This window comes from Pseudoalteromonas sp. SCSIO 43201 (assembly GCF_023716725.1).
Taxonomy (GTDB): Bacteria; Pseudomonadota; Gammaproteobacteria; order Enterobacterales; family Alteromonadaceae; genus Pseudoalteromonas; species Pseudoalteromonas peptidolytica.
Genome location: NZ_CP072683.1, coordinates 1,966,545 through 1,987,081 on the forward strand (window position 1 = coordinate 1,966,545; position 20,537 = coordinate 1,987,081).

The 20,537-nt window shown below is 42.0% G+C and carries 16 protein-coding genes; 6 read left to right on the forward strand and 10 right to left on the reverse strand.

Translation table 11 applies throughout. The features are described 5' to 3' along the window. Positions 1 to 36: 36 nt before the first annotated feature. The 5 genes from rpsA to gyrA form a co-directional block, all read right to left on the reverse strand. Complete coding sequence (gene rpsA, locus J8Z24_RS08505; RefSeq protein ID WP_125253920.1) at positions 37 to 1,704, reverse strand: 30S ribosomal protein S1; 1,668 nt, start codon at positions 1,702 to 1,704, stop codon at positions 37 to 39. A 97-nt stretch (positions 1,705 to 1,801) separates the two neighbouring features. Beyond that, positions 1,802 to 2,518 carry a (d)CMP kinase gene (gene cmk / locus J8Z24_RS08510; protein WP_128730591.1) on the reverse strand — a complete coding sequence of 239 codons (717 nt, stop codon included), beginning with the start codon at positions 2,516 to 2,518 and terminating at the stop codon, positions 1,802 to 1,804. 249 nt (positions 2,519 to 2,767) lie between these two features. Further along, complete coding sequence (aroA, locus tag J8Z24_RS08515; protein WP_176031762.1) at positions 2,768 to 4,048, reverse strand: 3-phosphoshikimate 1-carboxyvinyltransferase; 1,281 nt, start codon at positions 4,046 to 4,048, stop codon at positions 2,768 to 2,770. Beyond that, positions 4,048 to 5,130, reverse strand: coding sequence for a 3-phosphoserine/phosphohydroxythreonine transaminase (serC, locus tag J8Z24_RS08520; protein WP_176031763.1), 1,083 nt, complete (start codon positions 5,128 to 5,130; stop codon positions 4,048 to 4,050). The genes aroA and serC overlap by 1 nt, the downstream gene beginning before the upstream one ends. A gap of 217 nt (positions 5,131 to 5,347) precedes the next feature. Continuing rightward, entirely contained in the window at positions 5,348 to 8,020 is a 2,673-nt protein-coding gene (gene gyrA / locus J8Z24_RS08525; protein ID WP_125253916.1) for a DNA gyrase subunit A, read from the reverse strand. 262 nt (positions 8,021 to 8,282) lie between these two features. Here gyrA and ubiG point away from each other — a divergent pair, with 262 nt between their 5' ends. From ubiG to yfaE, 5 genes are all read left to right on the forward strand, one after another. Continuing rightward, positions 8,283 to 8,993, forward strand: coding sequence for a bifunctional 2-polyprenyl-6-hydroxyphenol methylase/3-demethylubiquinol 3-O-methyltransferase UbiG (gene ubiG, locus J8Z24_RS08530; protein ID WP_125253915.1), 711 nt, complete (start codon positions 8,283 to 8,285; stop codon positions 8,991 to 8,993). Next, positions 8,990 to 9,637, forward strand: coding sequence for an HAD family hydrolase (locus tag J8Z24_RS08535; RefSeq protein ID WP_147390637.1), 648 nt, complete (start codon positions 8,990 to 8,992; stop codon positions 9,635 to 9,637). The genes ubiG and J8Z24_RS08535 overlap by 4 nt, the downstream gene beginning before the upstream one ends. Before the next feature lie 355 nt (positions 9,638 to 9,992). Beyond that, positions 9,993 to 12,278 (forward strand): class 1a ribonucleoside-diphosphate reductase subunit alpha, encoded by a 2,286-nt coding sequence (gene nrdA / locus J8Z24_RS08540; protein ID WP_125253947.1) that lies wholly within the window; start codon positions 9,993 to 9,995, stop codon positions 12,276 to 12,278. A gap of 53 nt (positions 12,279 to 12,331) precedes the next feature. Then, complete coding sequence (gene nrdB / locus J8Z24_RS08545) at positions 12,332 to 13,462, forward strand: class Ia ribonucleoside-diphosphate reductase subunit beta (RefSeq protein ID WP_128730586.1); 1,131 nt, start codon at positions 12,332 to 12,334, stop codon at positions 13,460 to 13,462. Then, positions 13,462 to 13,737: a class I ribonucleotide reductase maintenance protein YfaE gene (yfaE, locus tag J8Z24_RS08550; protein WP_128730585.1), complete on the forward strand. Its 276-nt coding sequence runs from the start codon at positions 13,462 to 13,464 to the stop codon at positions 13,735 to 13,737. The genes nrdB and yfaE overlap by 1 nt, the downstream gene beginning before the upstream one ends. Before the next feature lie 15 nt (positions 13,738 to 13,752). Here the strand turns inward: yfaE and J8Z24_RS08555 are convergent, their stop codons facing one another. Further along, the gene (locus J8Z24_RS08555) at positions 13,753 to 14,280 is read right to left on the reverse strand and encodes a YaeQ family protein (protein ID WP_225740698.1); all 528 of its coding nucleotides are present in this window, start codon (positions 14,278 to 14,280) and stop codon (positions 13,753 to 13,755) included. Positions 14,281 to 14,451: 171 nt separating this feature from the next. Here J8Z24_RS08555 and J8Z24_RS08560 point away from each other — a divergent pair, with 171 nt between their 5' ends. Further along, positions 14,452 to 16,941 carry a TonB-dependent receptor gene (locus J8Z24_RS08560; RefSeq protein ID WP_252094524.1) on the forward strand — a complete coding sequence of 830 codons (2,490 nt, stop codon included), beginning with the start codon at positions 14,452 to 14,454 and terminating at the stop codon, positions 16,939 to 16,941. A gap of 120 nt (positions 16,942 to 17,061) precedes the next feature. Here J8Z24_RS08560 and J8Z24_RS08565 read toward each other — a convergent pair. The 4 genes from J8Z24_RS08565 to J8Z24_RS08580 all read right to left on the reverse strand — a co-directional run bounded on the left by J8Z24_RS08565 (position 17,062) and on the right by J8Z24_RS08580 (position 20,507). Next, a protein-coding gene (locus J8Z24_RS08565) for an IS3 family transposase (RefSeq protein WP_252094525.1) occupies positions 17,062 to 18,170 on the reverse strand; the annotation gives its coding sequence in 2 pieces (ribosomal slippage) (positions 17,062 to 17,924 and positions 17,924 to 18,170; 1,110 coding nt in all). Between the two features lie 318 nt (positions 18,171 to 18,488). Beyond that, on the reverse strand, positions 18,489 to 19,121 hold the full coding sequence (gene upp, locus J8Z24_RS08570) for a uracil phosphoribosyltransferase (protein ID WP_147390041.1): 633 nt from the start codon (positions 19,119 to 19,121) through the stop codon (positions 18,489 to 18,491). Between the two features lie 11 nt (positions 19,122 to 19,132). Then, positions 19,133 to 19,681, reverse strand: a complete 549-nt coding sequence (locus tag J8Z24_RS08575) for an NAD(P)H nitroreductase (RefSeq protein ID WP_252094526.1) — start codon at positions 19,679 to 19,681, stop codon at positions 19,133 to 19,135. A 118-nt stretch (positions 19,682 to 19,799) separates the two neighbouring features. Continuing rightward, complete coding sequence (locus J8Z24_RS08580) at positions 19,800 to 20,507, reverse strand: HvfX family Cu-binding RiPP maturation protein (protein WP_252094527.1); 708 nt, start codon at positions 20,505 to 20,507, stop codon at positions 19,800 to 19,802. Positions 20,508 to 20,537 lie beyond the last annotated feature (30 nt).

Consider the following 20,537-nt stretch of genomic DNA (forward strand, 5'->3'; position numbering starts at 1 on the left):
GGGCTAAGCGCCCTTCCTAGTGTAAAGACTTATTAATTAGTCTTTTTGAGCATTTTTGAAAGCTGCAGCCATTGCGTTTTCGAACGCAGGCTCTTCTTTCTTAAGCTTCTCTAGAGCTTCTTTTTCTTCAGCTTCGAAGATAGCTTTAACTGATAGGCTGATAGTACGATTCTTACGATCAACACCTACAAATTTAGCTTCGATTTCGTCACCTTCAGAAACAGCAGCAGTTGCGTCTTCAACACGCTCCTGTGCGATGTCAGCAACACGGATGTAACCTTCAACGCCTTCACCTAGCTCTACAGTTGCGCCTTTAGCGTCAACTTCAGTCACTTTACCTTTAACAATAGCACCTTTTTTGTTGGCGTCTAGGTAGTTAGTGAATGGATCAGCATCGATTTGCTTAACGCCTAGAGAGATACGCTCACGCTCTGGGTCAACTTGTAGAACGATAGCTGTGATTTCGTCACCTTTCTTGTACTCACGTACAGCTTCTTCGCCTGGAGTATTCCAAGAGATGTCAGATAGGTGTACAAGACCGTCAATACCACCGTCAAGACCGATGAAGATACCAAAGTCAGTGATTGACTTGATCTTACCAGAAACTTGGTCGCCTTTATTGTTAAGACGAGCAAATTCTTGCCAAGGGTTAGCTTTACACTGCTTAAGACCTAGAGAAATACGACGACGCTCTTCGTCAATTTCAAGAACCATAACTTCAACAGTATCACCTAGTGAAACTACTTTTGAAGGGTGGATGTTCTTGTTAGTCCAGTCCATTTCTGAAACGTGTACTAGACCTTCAACGCCTTCTTCGATTTCAACGAAACAGCCGTAGTCAGTTAGGTTAGTTACGCGACCAGTAAGCTTTGCACCTTCTGGGTAACGACCAGCGATAGCAGCCCATGGATCTTCGCCAAGTTGCTTAAGACCTAGAGAAACACGAGTCTTCTCTTTGTCGAACTTAAGTACTTTAACGTTGATTTCGTCACCTACGTTCACGATCTCTGAAGGGTGCTTAACACGCTTCCAAGCCATGTCAGTGATGTGTAGAAGACCGTCAACACCACCTAAGTCTACGAATGCACCGTAGTCAGTAAGGTTCTTAACGATACCTTTAACTTCTTGACCTTCAACAAGGTTTTGAAGTAGTTCTTCACGCTCTTGAGAGTTTTCAGACTCGATAACAGCACGACGTGAAACAACAACGTTGTTGCGTTTTTGGTCTAGCTTGATTACTTTGAACTCTAGCTCTTTACCTTCAAGGTGAGCGGTGTCGCGAACTGGACGTACATCAACAAGTGAACCAGGTAGGAATGCACGGATTGAATCAACTTCAACTGTGAAACCGCCTTTAACTTTACCGTTGATAACACCAGTAACAGTCTCTTGCTCTTCACAAGCTTTCTCAAGACGGATCCAAGCTTCGTGACGCTTAGCTTTTTCACGAGAAAGGATAGTCTCACCGAAACCGTCTTCGATTGCATCTAGTGCTACGTCTACTTCGTCGCCTACTGCAACTTCTAGTTCACCAGCAGCATTTTTGAATTGCTCTGCAGGGATTGCACTTTCAGACTTAAGGCCAGCGTCAACAAGAACAACGTTGTTCTCGATAGCGATTACTGTACCTTTAACGATTGAGCCTTGCTCAACTTCAAAACCCTGTAGGCTTTCTTCAAATAACTGCGCAAAATTTTCTGACATACTAAATACGTCTCTATAAAGTTAAATTACCAATTAGCAACCATGCTGCATGGGGTTGTTAAATAAACACTAGCTTCCTGCCTGTGTCATTAAAAAACTACTTCGGCAAGCAACTTTTAGGAAGCTTACCTGCCACAATGGCGTCTTGGATAAAAGACATAACCTGTTCGAACACTTGCTCAGCGTTATGCTCTGTTGTGTCAACAACAATAGCATCACTGGCAGGCACTAATGGGGCAACCTTGCGATTCATATCGCGATCATCGCGAGCTTTAATGTCTTCCAACAGACCACTTAGTGTAACATCATGGCCTTTTTCATTCAACTCAACAAATCGTCTACGAGCACGTTCTTCTGCGCTTGCCGTTAAATAAATTTTGAGCTCTGCGTCAGGGAACACTACCGTTCCCATATCACGTCCATCTGCTATCAAACCTACTTCGCTTCTAAAAGCACGTTGACGACGCAGTAAAGCTTCTCTCACGCGAGGAAGTGCCGCAATTTTTGATGCTGCCGCACCAACTTCTTCATTGCGAATGGTGTTTGTGACGTCTTCACCTTCAAGTACAATTTTGCTTTTTTTAGTTTCTTTATCTATTGAAAATTGTACATCCAAATTGGCAGCGAGTGGGACTAACCCCTCTTCGTTGTCTGTAGCAATTTGGTGGTGTAGTGCAGCCAAAGAAAGTACGCGATAAATCGCACCACTGTCCAACACTTCCCAATTTAATGTTTCAGCTAACAAGCGACAAACAGTTCCTTTGCCTGAACCACTTGGGCCGTCTACGGTGATAACTGGCATAGCTGCCTGCATTTAGACCTCCTAAAAATGCTCACCTGAATTTGACGGCGCACAGTATACGTCAATTTGCTGAATATATCCTTATTTACCTGTCATTTTTTGTTATATGTCAAATTATTAGTGCCATTAAATACCGTAAGACATAAGCTTTTGGCATAAAACCAACCATCAAATTTATACAAATAATTGTTAGAACAAGTTACTTTTTAGCTGAGGTAAACTGAAAGTTGATGCCGAAGAGACTCGGCATCAAGGTAGATCTCAGTACTGGCTAATACTTTCTAGTACTGAAAAATAAGTGGGAAAAGTCTTGGCTGTACATTTAGGGTCGTTAATAGTGATAGATTGCCCTCCTACCGCAACCATAGAGAAACACATCGCGATACGATGATCGTTATATGTGTCCACATCTGTAAAGTTAAAATTAACAGGAGGAGTCACTTCGATATAATCATGCCCTTCAACTACGTGCGCACCAACCTTTTTTAGTTCAGTCGCCATTGCAGCCAACCTATCAGTTTCTTTGACACGCCAGTTGTAAATATTTCGAATCGCCGTTTTACCACTGGCAAATAACGCTACCGTTGCAAGTGTCATTGCCGCATCAGGGATTGCATTGGCATCAATGTCTACACCATTTAACTGGCCTTTACGAACCACAATACGTTCATCATACCACTCGATATGCGCACCAACCTGTTCCATCACTTTGGCAAAACCAATGTCCCCTTGCACACTTTGTTTACCCACTCCATTGATCTCAATTTCCCCCCCTGCAATGGCTGCTGCAGCAATAAAATAGGACGCCGACGACGCATCTCCTTCAACCATGAGTGTACCTGGAGACCGATACTGCTGACCGGCCTTCACAACAAAGTACTGATAATCGTGGTTTTCTACATGAACCCCAAAGTGAGCCATCACGCCAATGGTAATATCAATATAAGGCTTAGATACAAGTTCACCTTTAATCCTGATCTTAGTATCGCCACTGAAAAGTGGCGCTGCCATCAGCAGTGCTGTTAGAAATTGACTTGAAATACTGCCATCAATTTCAACTTCACCACCGCTAAGTTGCTTACCGACAATCTTTAGCGGTGGATAATCTTTGTTTTTGAGATATTGAATATCTGCACCAAGCGTTTGCATGGCATCAACAAGATGGCCAATTGGGCGCTCTTCCATTCGCGGCTCACCAATCAGTTCATAATCACCAGATATAGCAGCAAGCACAGCAGTTAATGGCCGATACGCCGTACCAGCATTGCCTAAAAATAGAGGGGCAGTAGGCGTAGAAAAGTTGCCACCGTTACCCTTTACTATCGCGACAGTGTTGTTTTCTTCAAGCGTTACAGCAACACCAAGTTGAGATAACGCCCCTAGCATATGGCGAATATCATCACTATCTAATAAATTTGTTACTTTTGTTGTGCCTTCGCACAAAGCTGCTAGCAACAAAATACGGTTTGATAGGCTTTTTGAACCAGGTAACGTGACACTGCCACTAACTTTGGTTATAGGCTTAAGCGTTAACTGTTCCATCAACCATTCTCCTTGGCAAACTTGTCCATAAATGCAACTAAGGCTTTAATCCCTTCAATTGGCATTGCATTATAAATACTTGCACGCATGCCACCTACAAAACGATGGCCCTCTAGCGCTATTAAGCCGTTTTGCTCAGCTTCAGCTAAAAATTTGTCGTTGAGACTTTCATCATTTAGCCAAAATGGTACATTCATTAGCGAACGGCAATGTTTAGCCACTTTGTTTGAGTAGAAATCTGAGCTATCAATGTAATCGTAAAGTACAGCAGCTTTCGCTGTATTATGCGCTTCCATTGCTTTCACGCCACCGATACTTTCTAAGTGCTTGAATACTTCAAAGGCAAGATACCAAGCAAATGTAGGGGGTGTGTTGTACATACTTTGCTGTTCAGCTTCAATAGCGTAGTCAAGAATCGCAGGCCTAGGCAAGCCCTCTCGTTTTAGTAATGTTTTACGAACAATTGCAATACTTAATCCTGAAGGGCCAATGTTTTTCTGCGCACCTGCGTAAATCAAATCAAAATCATCCACATTGATTTCGCGTGAAAGGATGTTGGAGGACATATCAGCAACAATTGGTGCTGTAGGATGCTTAGGTACTTCAAATATTTCGATGCCGTCTATAGTTTCATTTGGGCAATAATGAATAAATGACGCTTCCTCCGGTAATTTCCACTTAGATACAGGCAAAATGTCAAACTGACCATTTTCGTCGGCTCGGATATTAACTGCGTGTGTTTGAGTAAACTTCGCGCCCTCTTTTGTCGCGCCGGTTGACCAAATACCATTTTCAACATACACGCCAGGCAAACCATCCACATGCAAATTCAATGGTACTGCTGAAAAGTGACCACGGCCGCCACCGTGCATAAATAACACTTCAAACTCATCAGAGATGTTCATTAAACGACGTAGGCTGGCCTCGCACTGCTTCGCCATCTCCAAATAAGGCGCAGAGCGATGGCTGACTTCCATCACTGATACGCCTAAATTTTGCCAATCTAAAAACTCTTTTTGCGCTTTTTTCATCACTTCAACAGGTAACATCGCAGGACCCGCGCAAAAATTATAAACCGTCATATTTTTCCTCATTCCTAATAAACTAGCCCATCCAAATTATCGATGAATTGTTATCATATTTTTTGAATGAACAGTGAGTTGCCCAAGCAAAAGCCGGATAGTTCGTAGCCTTAATTTATCAGGGTTCGAGCTATTGTCATAGAGGGGGAGATTGAAAAAACTGACATAAAGAAAAAAAGCGACCGAAGTCGCTTTTTATATTAAAGATAAGGTTGTGTTATTCCTCGGTGTCCGAATCAACCGCTGGGGTTGCTTCACCTTCAGCTTCAACAATTTCACCTTCTGGCAAGTCTTCTACTTCAATTTCTTCAATCCGTTGAAGACCGACCACTTTTTCTTCTTCCATCGTACGAATTAGGATAACACCTTGAGTGTTTCTTCCTACCGTCGATACTTCGTTTACACGTGTTCTTACTAGTGTGCCACGATTTGAAATCAACATGATTTCATCGTTATCATCAACTTGAACAGCGCCAACCACCGAACCATTTCTTTCAGTCACTTTGATAGACACAACACCTTGTGTCGCGCGACTCTTCGCTGGATACTCTTCAAGTGGAGTACGCTTACCGTAACCGTTTTCAGTCACGGTCAAGATTGCACCCTCTCCTTGCGGTACAATTAGCGATACAACTTTCACATCGTCTGGCATCTTGATACCACGAACACCTGTAGCGGTACGACCCATAGGACGTAAGGCTAGCAACTCTTCACCTGTTTCAGGGTCACGTTTCACTTCACCCGTTTCCGAGTCACGTTGTTTCTCATTGAAGCGGACAACTTTACCATGCTCTGTAAACAGCATGATGTCATTTTCGCCTGTGGTAATGTTAGCACCGATAAGGCTATCGCCTTCGTTCAAGTTGATGGCAATAATACCACTTGCACGCTGACGGCTGTATGCTGTCAGAGGTGTTTTCTTAACGATACCACTTGCCGTCGCCATGACGATAAACTTATCCTCTTCGTATTCGCGAACCGGTAAAATTGTCGTGATGCGTTCATCGGCTTCTAATGGTAATAAGTTGACGATTGGTTTGCCGCGCGCAGCACGAGACGCAAGTGGCAATTGGTAAACTTTTAACCAATATAAACGGCCAGCGGTTGAGAAACACAAGATTGTATCATGTGTATTTGCCACCAGTAGACGCTCGATGAAGTCTTCATCCTTCATCTTAGTTGCAGAGCGCCCTTTACCACCACGGCGCTGTGCCTCGTAATCACTAAGAGGCTGGTACTTCACGTAGCCTTCGTGAGAAAGTGTAACCACGACGTCTTCTTCGTTGATCAAATCTTCAAGGCTGATGTCATGTGCAGCCGCGGTGATCTCTGTGCGACGCTCATCACCATACGTATCTTTGATTTCAACTAGTTCATCGCGGATAACTTCCATCAAGCGTTCTGGAGAAGATAGGATGTACAGAAGTTCAGCAATGATGTCGAGTAGCTCTTTATACTCAGCTAAAATTTTCTCATGTTCAAGACCGGTTAGCTTGTGTAGCCTTAAGTCAAGAATGGCTTGCGCCTGTTGTTCAGACAAGTAATATTGACCATCGCGGATCCCTAGCTCTTCAGCTAACCAATCTGGACGTGCAACATTCTCTTCTCCAGTGCGCTCAAGCATTGCTTTCACGTTACCGAGGTCCCACCCACGCGCCGTTAATGCTGCTTTCGCCTCAGCTGGTGTTGGTGAGCGACGGATCAGCTCAATAATTGGGTCAATGTTTGCAAGTGCAATTGCTAAACCTTCAAGCGTGTGTGCTCTGTCTCTGGCCTTACGAAGATCAAATACAGTACGACGAGTTACTACTTCACGACGGTGAATAATAAACGCATCGAGCATTTCTTTGAGGTTAAAACATTTAGGCTGGTTGTTGTCTAGCGCAACCATATTGATACCAAACACGGTTTGTAACTGCGTTTGTGCATATAAGTTGTTTAGTACAACCTCACCGACTTCACCGCGCTTAATTTCAATAACAATACGCATACCGTCTTTATCTGACTCGTCGCGCAGCGCACTGATCCCTTCTACTTTTTTGTCTTTTACAAGCTCAGCGATCTTCTCTATTAATCTCGCTTTGTTTACTTGATACGGAATTTCGTGGACGATGATAGTTTCTTTGTTTGTTTTTTCATCGACTTCGATTTCCGCTTTGGCGCGGATATAAATCTTACCACGACCTGTTTTATAAGCTTGTTCGATGCCTTTTTTACCACTGATAATAGCAGCAGTTGGGAAATCTGGACCTGGTATATAGTCAATCAATTCTTCAATGGTAATGTCTGGGTTTTGGATAACAGCCAAACAGCCATTGATCACCTCAGTTAAATTATGAGGTGGAATATTGGTTGCCATACCAACTGCGATACCAGAAGAACCGTTAACCAATAGGTTGGGTATTTTTGTTGGTAAAACATCAGGTATTTGTTCTGTACCATCATAGTTTGGCACATAATCCACGGTTTCTTTTTCAAGATCTGCAAGTAACTCATGTGCAACTTTCGCCATACGAACTTCCGTATAGCGCATTGCAGCAGCAGAGTCACCATCAACAGAACCAAAGTTACCTTGTCCATCTACTAGCATATAGCGCAGAGAGAAAGGTTGAGCCATACGTACAATTGTATCGTACACAGCACTATCACCGTGCGGGTGATATTTACCGATTACATCACCAACTACACGAGCTGATTTCTTATAAGGTTTATTCCAGTCATTTTTCAATTCATTCATCGCGAATAATACACGGCGGTGAACTGGTTTTAGGCCATCACGTACATCAGGTAATGCACGGCCTACAATAACGCTCATCGCATAATCTAGATATGAATTTTTTAATTCATCTTCGATATTGACTGGCAGGATTTCATTGGCGAGATCAGACATTTGACTCCACTTTCCTTCAGTGTCCACCCCTTTTATGTCACACTATTACGTGTGTAGCGCTGTTTGCTGAATATCAAATGGCTTGTTAATTGAAATGCAAAATCAAAGCACTTATTAAAAACCGAATTGCTTCAGCGTATCAGCAAGGGTGTTGTTTATTATAAAATTCGTTAGCCATGCTATCACACTTTTTAGCGTTTTACAGGTGCTATTTTTATCAAATCCCTTTTATAATGCGCTCAATTCGACGAGGAAGTTTTTTATGACCGAACATCAAAATGTAGACCCTAATGAAATAGCAAAATTTGAAGAAATCGCCGAACGCTGGTGGGACAAAGAAGGAGAATTTAAGCCGCTTCATAATGTTAACCCCTTGCGATTAGACTTTATTAACGATAAATGTGGCGGTTTATTTGCTAAAGATGTACTAGATGTTGGCTGCGGTGGCGGAATACTAACGGAAAGTATGGCGAAGATGGGGGCACATGCAACTGGTATTGATATGGGTCAAGAGCCACTAAATGTTGCCAAACTACACGCACTAGAAGCCAATATTCAGGTGAACTACCAAAAAGTGCCAGTTGAAGATTTTGCCCAGCAGCGTGCTGGTACATTTGATGTAGTTACCTGTATGGAGATGCTTGAACACGTACCCGATCCAGAGTCTATCATCCGCGCAGTTGCAAAATTAGTGAAACCTGGTGGACATGCGTTCTTTTCTACCTTAAACAAAACCACTAAAGCTTATTTGCTAGCTATTGTTGCCGCTGAAAAGTTACTGAAGATTGTGCCAGAAGGCACTCACGAACATGACAAATTTATTCGTCCTTCTACTTTAATAAATTGGGCCGAGAGTTATGGCTTAAAAGTAAGAGCAGCAAGCGGTATTCACTACAATCCGATTGGACAGACATTCACTTTAACTAAAGACGTTTCCGTCAACTACGTACTTCATTTTGAGAAGCTAGTATGATTAACGCTGTTTTATTTGACCTAGATGGCACACTGCTCGACACGAGTGAAGACTTGGGTGCTGCGCTAAATCACGTTTTAGCAATGAATAATATGGCTGTGGTTGAAAAAGCCATTTACAGCAGTGCCATATCTGACGGGGTCGCGGCAATGCTAAAAGTGGGGTTTGGCGACACCTTGCATCAATTTGATGTTAATCAACTACGCCAATCTGTACTCGACTATTATGCGGATAACCTTGCCAAACACTCTCATTGTTTTGCAAATATTGGGGCGTTATTGGATAGCCTTCGAAAGCAAAACATAAAGGTAGGGATCATGACCAATAAACCTGAGTTTTTGACGCTACCGTTATTAAAGCAAATACCAGAACTGGCAATGATAGATATTGTGGTTTGTGGCGATACGCTTTCAGTCGCAAAACCACACCCAGAGCCGCTCTTATTGGTTGCCTCAAAATTGGGGGTTGATCCCAGTCAATGTATGTATGTAGGTGATGCAGAGCGTGACATTATTGCTGCAAAATCTGCAAAAATGAAAAGTGCTGTTGCGATGTGGGGATTCATCCCTTCTGAACAAGTTGCTAAGTCTTGGAATGCGGATCTATATCTTACTAACCCGTTGGATGCAATATCGCATATCTAGTGCTATAATTTTTTCAAAGCACAAGATATTGTGCTTTAACGATTATAGAAACGAATTTGTGTAGAAAAAAATCACTTAAACTTTTTTTTTATTTTTACTAAAAAGCACCATCTTTAAGTTGATTTTTCTTTGTGAGCAGATAAGCGGATTGTCGAAGGTGAGTGGGCACTAACATAAATAAATTATCCCAAACTTATCCACAATTCTCCTAAAGTTGTTCTCTTGCAAATTCGCACTAACCCCACTATCTTGTGATCCCTAGCCGCTATAGCACCATATATAGTGGTGGTTTGCTAAACAATTTTTAATTCGTGCGATATCTAAAGCGCGTTCCTAAGGAATACAGGCACATAACATGAACCAACAGCTATCTGTATGCAAAAGAAACGGTCGCAAAGAGCCGTTAGATCTAGACAAGATCCATCGTGTCATTACATGGGCCGCAGAAGGCCTAGATAACGTCTCAGTTTCTCAGGTTGAGTTAAAGTCACACATTCAGTTTTATGACGGTATTCGCACTGGTGATATCCACGAAACGATTATAAAGGCTGCAGCGGATCTTATTTCAAAAGAATCTCCGGACTACCAATACCTTGCAGCTCGACTTGCTATTTTTCACCTACGCAAAAAAGCATATGGATGCTTTGAGCCGCCTCACCTATATCAGCATGTGGTAAAGCTTGTTGAAGACAAACGATATGATCAACACTTGTTGACTGATTACACTGAGGCTGAGTTCAACGAATTAAACGATTATATTGACCATAATCGCGACATGAATTTCAGCTATGCGGCCGTTAAGCAGCTGGAAGGTAAGTACCTCGTACAAAACCGTGTTACAGGTGAAATCTACGAAAGCGCACAGTTTTTGTATGTGTTAGTTGCTGCAAGCTTATTCGCAAATTATCCAAAAGAAACACGCTTAGATTACATCAAGCGCTTTTATGATGCCGTCTCTACGTTCAAAATTTCACTACCAACGCCTATTATGGCTGGTGTTCGTACGCCTACACGCCAGTTTAGTTCATGCGTATTAATTGAATGTGCTGACAGCTTAGATTCAATTAACGCTACTTCATCTGCAATAGTAAAGTACGTAAGCCAACGAGCAGGTATTGGTATCAATGCAGGACGTATCCGAGCGCTAGGTAGCCCAATTAGAAATGGTGAAGCATACCACACAGGATGTATTCCATTTTATAAGCATTTTCAGACTGCAGTTAAAAGCTGTTCTCAAGGCGGTGTACGTGGTGGTGCGGCTACCCTATTCTACCCACTTTGGCATTTAGAGATTGAAAACCTACTTGTACTTAAGAACAACCGCGGTGTTGAAGAAAACCGTGTCCGTCATTTAGATTACGGTGTGCAGTTCAATAAAACCATGTACAGCCGACTGATTAAAGATGACTATATTACCCTGTTTAGTCCATCAGACGTACCTGGGCTCTACGATGCTTTCTTTGAAGATCAGCAAGAATTCGAAGCGCTTTATACAAAATACGAGCAGGATGAATCTATTCGTAAAAAGCGCATCAAAGCAATTGAGCTTTTCTCAATGTTTGCACAAGAGCGCGCAAGTACAGGTCGTATTTACCTACAGAATGTTGACCACTGTAATACTCACAGTCCGTTTGACTCTAAAGTAGCACCAATTCGTCAGTCAAACCTGTGTCTTGAAATTGCATTGCCAACAAAACCGTTGAGTCATGTTAATGACCCTGAAGGCGAAATTGCACTGTGCACGCTTTCTGCATTTAACCTAGGTGCGATCAAATCTTTAGATGAATTAGAGGAGCTTGCTGAGCTGGCAGTTCGTGCGCTTGATAACCTGTTGGATTATCAAGATTACCCAGTACCTGCTGCTTACAACGCAACTATGGGTCGTCGTACTCTAGGCATCGGCGTTATCAACTTTGCTTATTACTTAGCAAAAAATGGTGTGAAGTACTCTGATGGTAGCGCGAATGGTTTAACCCATAAAACATTTGAAGCAATTCAATATTATCTGATGAAAGCCTCGAATGAACTTGCCAAAGAGCGTGGTGCTTGTCCTAAGTTCAACGAGACAACTTACTCACAAGGTATTATGCCTACTGATACGTACAAACGAGATCTAGACAAAGTTTGCGCTGAGCCATTGCACCTTGACTGGGACGCGCTCAGAGAAAGCATCAAAAAGCATGGTATGCGTAACTCTACATTGTCTGCTTTAATGCCTTCTGAAACTTCGTCTCAGATTTCAAACGCTACCAATGGTATCGAGCCACCACGCGGTCACATCAGCGTGAAAGCAAGTAAAGATGGTATCTTGAAGCAAGTAGTACCTGAATATGAAAGACTGAAAGACAGTTACGAGTTACTGTGGGATATTCCTTCAAACGATGGCTACTTGACATTAGTAGGCATCATGCAGAAATTCATTGATCAGACCATTTCTGCAAACACGAATTATGATCCAAGTAAGTTTGAAGCGGGTAAAGTACCTATGAAGCTACTTTTAAAAGACTTACTAACTGCATACAAACTTGGTGTTAAAACCCTTTACTACCATAACACCCGTGATGGTGCGTCAGATGCTCAGGACGAACTAAAACCTGAAGTAGAAGATGATGGCTGTGAAGGCGGCGCTTGTAAGATATAACGTTTTATGCGGGTGTGCTTCACCCGCTTTTTTAGGTATTGAGTAACACATTTATGGCATATTCAACGTTTAGCAGAAATCATAACGATCAACTAAAAGAGCCGATGTTTTTCGGACAGACAGTTAACGTATCTCGCTACGACCAGCAAAAGTACCCGATTTTCGAAAAGCTCATTGAAAAGCAACTTTCTTTCTTTTGGCGCCCTGAAGAGGTTGATGTAAGTAAAGACAGACTTGATTTTCAGGCTCTTCCTGAGCATGAAAGACACATTTTCCTTAGCAATCTTAAATATCAGACGTTGTTAGACAGTGTTCAAGGTCGCTCGCCAAATGTTGCGCTGTTACCCATCGTTTCTATCCCTGAGCTAGAAACGTGGATAGAGACATGGGCTTTCAGTGAAACGATACATAGCCGCTCTTACACGCACATTATTCGTAACGTTACACAAAACCCTGAGATTATATTCGATGATATTGTTGGCAATGACAAAATCGTTGAACGTGCAGATGCGGTTACCAAGTATTATGATGAACTCATTGAAAAAGTTAGCCTGTATAACCAGTATGGTGAAGGCAAGCATGAGATAAATGGTAAAACGGTTGTCATCAATCTGTTCGAGCTTAAAAAGCTACTATACCTTTGCATCATGTCCGTTAACATCCTAGAAGCAATACGTTTTTATGTCAGCTTTGCATGTTCATTTGCTTTTGCAGAGCGTGAGTTAATGGAAGGTAATGCCAAAATCATCAAATTAATTGCGCGCGACGAAGCCCTTCACCTTTCAGGTACTCAGCATATTTTAAATATTATGCAAGAAGGTAAAGACGATCCTGAGATGTCCATTGTTGCGGCCCAATGTCGCGAAGAAGCAATCAAGATGTTTGTAGAGGCCGCTGAACAGGAAAAAGAATGGGCCGAGTACTTATTTAAAGACGGCTCTATGATCGGTCTGAATAAAGATATCTTGTGTCAATATGTCGAGTACATAACCAATATTCGTATGACCGCTGTTGGTTTACCTTCAAAGTTTGAGACCAAGTCAAACCCGATCCCTTGGATCAACGCTTGGTTAGTATCAGATAACGTACAGGTTGCACCACAAGAAGCAGAAATAAGCTCTTATCTAGTTGGTCAGATTGATTCAGAAGTAGACGCTGCTGACTTTGGCGATTTCGATTTGTAATGGTTGAAAAGCCAATATACCTCATTCAGGTTAATAATATTGAGGAGCCACTGAAATATGTGGCTTCTTCATGTTCAATATTAGAGACTTTAGAAAACGCCAATATCCAAGTGTCTTACCAATGTCGAGAAGGGTTTTGTGGCGCTTGCCGTGCAAAATTGCTAAATGGAAGCACGCAATATTCCAATGAACCATTAGCGTTTGTCCGCGAAGGCGAGATCCTGTTATGTTGCAGTAAACCGCTCAGTGACATCACAATTGAATTGCCAGAGTAATATAATTTACTGCGATTACATTAATTTTGTCACCGGTGTTCGAATGTAGTGTTCGCCATCTGTGACGCTTACCGCATTGGTCTCAAATATTACATCCCAATGCAAGCTTCGAGTCAACATATCGCTAAGCTCATCAATAAATCGCTCAGGAATATTAAATACAGAGAGTGAGTCAATAAATTCAAGCTGTGATTTGCGTGCATCAAACCACTGCTGACCTTCTAGGCAGAAAATAACAACCTTAGGAAATAGTTTTTCATACTTAGTAATTTCAGCTACTTCAAAATTGCCAATAAAAAGTGCAACCTCAACGTCATTATTATCATTAACTATCCAGACATCGGGCCAGTTTTTTCTTTCCTGTTTACTCCATTTCACCGGTTTGTTAAACGACAACGCACAGATCCCAATAAGTTTAATAGCAAAGTGTTTACAGCTCTCTTTTGACAACATGGCTGCTGTAAATGCTTCTTCATGATGACTGTGATGAAATAAATCAGCAACTTTAATTCTTGCTTTGAATACAAATGGTTTGTTCATCATGGCATGCCTAGTTATGCGCATCTACTAACTATAGTACCTATATTAATTTCAACAATAACTAAGTTATAGTATAACGTTATTGATCCACCTAAACTGTAGTGTTATATTATAACTCTATTGCCTAAAGGGCTCACTCGTTCAGTAAATAATCTAACTCGTGGTAAAATAAATATGTTTAAGCAGTCTCTTATCGCCAGCGCGTTATTCTCGTTACTAGGCACTTCTCAGGCCTACGCAGGACAATTAACCGGAAAAGTCGTTGATGCCAACAATCAGCCTCTAAGTAATGCGACCGTTCACCTCCATGGTAAAAGTAAAACCGTCAAATCTGACAAAAATGGGCAATTTACAATTGAAGTAGACTCTGATGCTCAATTACACATTACAAAACCAAACTATTTAGACAACCGCGTTAATATCACTGAACAACAAGGGTTTGTACGTGTACAACTTGAGCCAACATCAGTTGAGAGTATCGTTGTTTATTCATCGGCATTACACAAAAATAGTATGGAGATGACCTCTCCTGTTAGTGTATTAAGTGGTGATGAATTAAAAAACCGTGCTAAGCCCACACTAGGGGAAACATTAAAAGGTCAACCGGGTATTAACGCCAGTTACTTTGGCCCAGTTAGCTCAAGCCCAATTATTAGAGGCTTAGATGGACCTCGTGTCAAAATCACACAAAATGGCCTAGACAGCAGCGATGCTTCAAGAGTCGGCCCTGATCACGCAAATACCAATGACTCACTGGCAGCGCAACAAATAGAAGTACTCAGAGGACCTGCAACATTGCTTTACGGCTCTGGTGCTATTGGTGGCGTAGTTAACGTTGTAGATAATCGTATTCCTACAGATGTCATAGATAGCTTGCAAGGCGCTGCGGATTACAGCCATGACACCAATTCGAATACCAACACATTTGCCGTATTACTTGAGTCAGGGTTTGATGGTTTTAATTTCCACTTTGATGGTGTTAAGCGCAAAGGCGGCGATTATGAAACGCCTAATTTTGCACAACCGCACGACGATCATGAGTCACATGACGAACACGAACACGAACACGAACACGAACACGAACACGAAAGTGAATCACATGAAGTCGAATATGCGAATAAAGTAGATAACACTTTCATCGATTCAGAGCAATTTAACTTTGGTACAAGTTACGTTGGCGATCACCTCACTCTTGGTTTGTCTTACGGCCGTATTGATACTGACTATGGGATCCCTGCACACTCGCATGTTGGCCATGACCACGCGCATGATGACCATGACCACGAAGCGCATGATGATCATGACCACGAAGCACATGATGATCATGAGAGTGAAGAGACCCATGCAGAAGAATCAGTCTTTGCCCGAGTTAAGCAAGACCGTTGGCAAGGTCTTATCAACTATGCGGTACACAGCGATTGGCTAGAATCAATAGGATTACGTGTAGGCTACACTGATTATGAACATGCTGAGATCGAACATGGTAATATTGGCACAGTATTTGAAAATGATACTACAGAGCTGCGTTTAACTGCAGAGCACCGCTTGGGTGAGTGGCATGGCACCGTAGGCTATCATTTTTCTGACAGTGATTATTCAGCAAATGGTGAAGAAGCATTTACGCCTTCAACTCAAACTAAAACTCACGCTTTCTATATTCTTGAAGAACGCCGTTTCGGTGATTTTACATTAGAACTTGGTGCAAGAGTCGAAGATTATCAGCTTTCTAGCAAAGGTGATTCATTAGAAGATGACCATGACCATGACCATGACCATGACCATGACCATCATGATAGTGAGATAGAAACTGGATTCATAGCTTATGATCTTGATATGACAAACTTGAGTGTTTCTGTCGGCGGTGTATATGACTATACAGCAGGTAGCAATGTTGCTGTTTCATTATCACGCTCAGAGCGTGCACCTTTAACAGCCGAGCTACTTTCAAATGGTATTCATATCGCTACAAGCACTTATGAGCTTGGCTTAGGCTATGAACTTGAGGGCGATCATTTACATTTTGAACCACAAGATATTGAACAGGAAACATCAACTAATCTAGATGTTAGTTTCAGAAAGTTTTCTGGTGATTTTGGCTATACGGTTAATTTCTTCTACAACGATATAGAAAACTTCTATTATCAAGCACTGACTGATTACATTTTTACTGCTGAACATGGGCTAGAAGTCGCAGATCACGCTCATGATGACGCAATCCCAGTATTTAAATTTGAAAGTAGCGATGCAAAGTTATATGGCCTTGAGTTTGATGCTCACTATAAGCTTAATCGCTTCGCCCGAGTCAAAGTTTTTGGTGATTCAATCACAGCTAAATTAGATAATGACGAATACTTACCTCGTATTCCTAGTAATAAACTAGGTGTGGATTACGAGCACCGTTATGAAAATTTAACGGCAAACTTTACCGTTACTCATTATTTTGACCAAGACAATTTTGCCCGCTATGAGAGCGAAACTAAAGGCTATACTATGGTTGATGTCTCGTTAAATTATGACTTTGAGTTGATGGGCAATGATATGGTTGGTTATCTGAACCTAGACAACCTAACGGATGAATTGGGTTATGTGCATAGCTCATTTATCAAAGAGCAGGCACCATTGCCTGGTCGCAATATTAAGCTTGGGATCAGAGGCTACTTTTAACAGTTCCTTTCTTTTATAGAAACCAAAAAGCTACCTTCTCGGGTAGCTTTTTTATTAGCTAATCACGTGTCTTACTGCTCAACCATTCAAGAATTTGAAACTACTCTGTCCACTCCCCCGTTAGTGAGACACCTGTAAACTAGAGTTTTCCAACTTTGCTCGGTAAGCTGCGGGCGGCAGGTTACCAAGGCTTTCATGTGTGCGTTCTTCGTTGTAATCTAATCGCCAGAACCACACCATTTCTTTTACTTGATTGATACTTTCAAACAAGTAAGCATCTAAAAATTCTCGTCTAAATGAGCCATTAAACCGCTCAACAAACCCGTTTTGCTGTGGCTTCCCTGGCTGGATATAAACTAATTCGATGTTATGCGCTTCGCACCAATCAGTTAAACGTGCTGAGATTAATTCAGGCCCGTTATCTACTCGAATTTGTTTCGGTAAACCGCGCTCTGCTTTCAATTGTTCAAGCGTTCGAACAACTCGTTCTGCTGGTAATGAGGTATCTACTTCAATCGCTAAGCACTCACGAGTGCCTTCATCAACAATATTGAACGTTCTGAATCGTTTTCCGCAGTATAAAGAATCATGCATAAAATCTAAGGCCCACTGATGATTAGCTTGAGCGACAACATCTAATAGCTGTGCAACTCGTTTTGGCAACACGCGTTTCACTCTACGCTTTAAGTTCAAACCCATTTGGCAATACACCCGATAAACGCGCTTATGGTTAAACGGATAACCTTTAAAACGAAGACGCCCATAGCATTTCCAGAATCCAGCTCTGGGGGACTTTTTTAATTCTGCATTGATGGCATCAATGACAGCTGCGTCAGCCTTTCGCCAGTCTCGTTCTGGGCGGTAGTAGGTAGCGCGACCAATACCGACAAACTTGCACGCTTTTAAAATACTTATACCCGCTTGAACCAGTGTGCTGGCGCAACTTCGCTTCTGCGCTGTCACCAACCCTTTTTTGCGAATAACTCCTTTATCGCATGATTTTCCAAATTGACATCTGCGTACATCTTTTTAAGCTTGGCATTCTCTTCTTCGAGCTCTTTCAGGCGCTTAACATCTGACGCTTCCATACCGCCATATTTAGCTTTCCAGTTGTAGTAAGTGGCGCTACTGATCCCATGCTTGCGGCACACTTCTTCAACCTTCATACCCGCATCGGTTTCTTTGAGCACAGCTATGATCTGAGATTCTGTAAAACGTGACTTTTTCATCGTTGTCTCCTTTTTGTGGTATTACAGAAAACTCTAATTAAACATGTCTCATGTTAAGGGAAGTGGACAACTCCCTCACGTTGAGCAAGTATTAACGTATGTTGATGTTATACCAATTTGCTTAATTAAGTGGTCTATTTTGAGGTGAGAAAATCTTGTCGATAACTCCGCTACCGCGTCCTGCTATCGCCAAGGTACCTACATCCGTGTAGGCAAGGCAAAAATTTTGCTATTTAGTTGTTCTAAATAGCAAAATTTTAACGTTGTTAGCGTCAGATTTATTCCTTCAAATTGAGCAAGTATTAAGTCAAATTGGTATTATGCTCTAGTACCAAAAATTTTATCACCAGCATCACCAAGCCCAGGAACAATATACCCCTTTTCATCAAGATGGCTGTCTAGCGATGCGGTATATATCTCAACATCTGGATGTGCTGCCTCAACTAATTTTACGCCCTCAGGTGCAGCAACAAGCACAATCGCTCGGATTTCCTTGCACCCTGCTTTCTTAAGCATATCTATTGTGGCGACTAGAGACCCACCTGTTGCTAACATTGGGTCTATCACTAGTGAGAGTCTAGCATCTATATTACCCACCAATTTTTCAAAATATGGTACTGGCTCTAATGTCTCTTCATTTCTTTGCAGGCCGACAACACTTACCTTAGCAGCTGGAATAAGTTGTAATATGCCATCAAGCATACCAAGACCAGCTCGCAAAATAGGTACTAGTGTAATCTTTTTGCCAGCAAGACGCTTCACAGTCAACTGTTTGCCGTCCCAAGCAGAGACTATCTCATCACCGAGTGTTAAGTCTTTAGTTGCTTCATAAGTCAGTAAGTTTCCAACTTCTGATACAATCTCACGAAAATTCTTGGTCGATACTCCCTGCTCTCGAAGTAACCCAAGTTTATGTTGAACCAACGGGTGGTCAATTACATGTAATGCCATTGGGGGATCCCTTATAAACTACTGAAAAAGTCTTCTGGCTTGTGTCTAACTGGCTTTGTACATAACACTGTTGGCTTACCTAAGTATAAATAGCCAACAATCTCATCTTTTTCATCCAGTCCTAGTTGCTTTTTAACTTCCACACTCTGCGCAAAATAACCGGTTCTCCATACACCTGATAAACCTTGTGCAAAGGCAGCTTGCTGCATCGCTAAAACACTACAACCTGCGCTTTGGATCTGTTCAATACGAGGAACTTTAGGGTGTTCTTGATACGGTGAAACAGCAATAATAAGCATTGGCGCACGCTGAGGTAGCGCCTTCGCCCTATCTATGACTCTTTGTTCTTGCTGCTCCTTTATAGCTGCTTGATAATAAATATCACCCAGCTTTTCACGACCTTGCTCTTCGACCACAATAAACCTAAACGGCGTAAGGCCACCATGATCTGGTACCTTCAAAGCAGCTTTTTTAATTATCTCTAGTTGCTCTGGGTTTGGTCCTGGATAAGAAAGATTGCTATCTGATTGACGTGTCAAAAGTAATTCTATTGCGTCCATTAGTTCGTTCCGTATTGTACCTTCAAAATCGGTATCATTAATATGCGCTTAGTCTACCATTTCAAAGCGCCTGCGACTATGCAGCACGCTTAAGTTTACAGTGCTTTGTTTTATATGATCATCGATACTGTATACTTTTTGATTGGCTGCTCATTAGCAGTTTCAACCAATAGTCGATACTGACGTAACGTCCTCCCCCCATAAAAAATAGCGACAGTAACAACACAAAATAGGTAGCGGCAAATTCGATGCCATTGTTCAATATGACTATGTTTCCTTTTTCGTATAGGTAATCCGGCCGCCCATGCTCTGCAACCAACCCTTTGATTATGTCTAACCTCTGTTTTACCTCTAGGCTATTATCTAAACTATTTTTTGCCTGCTCAACACCCAACCAGTGTACAACCTTAGCTGCACTGGTATCAGGGTTTGATGGCGCAACTGAAAACCAGCCGTTATCAAGGTGCACTGTTACTGCTGCAACCACCATAGTTATCATTAGCGGGATCGTGACTAAACGGGTTAATAAGCCAACCAAAATCAGCCAACCACCTAAAAATTCAGTCCAAGCAGCCATAAATGCTAATAAGTCAGGAACAGGCAGCCCCAACCCCCATTCACTATTACCAAACCACTCTACTACACCAGGGTCTGGAAGCAGTTTTTGGTAAAGTTCGATGTCTTGGTGCTTAAAGTTTAGTTTATTGTACCCAGCGATAATCATCACTGGTGCGAGGAGTAATCGGATGAGTAAAGGGGCAAGCCCTGAGAAGTGTTCCAACGTTAGTTTAGTGTTGTTATAAAACTTTAGCAGGTTTACAAGCATAAGATAGGCAGTCCATAGTTGATAGTTACA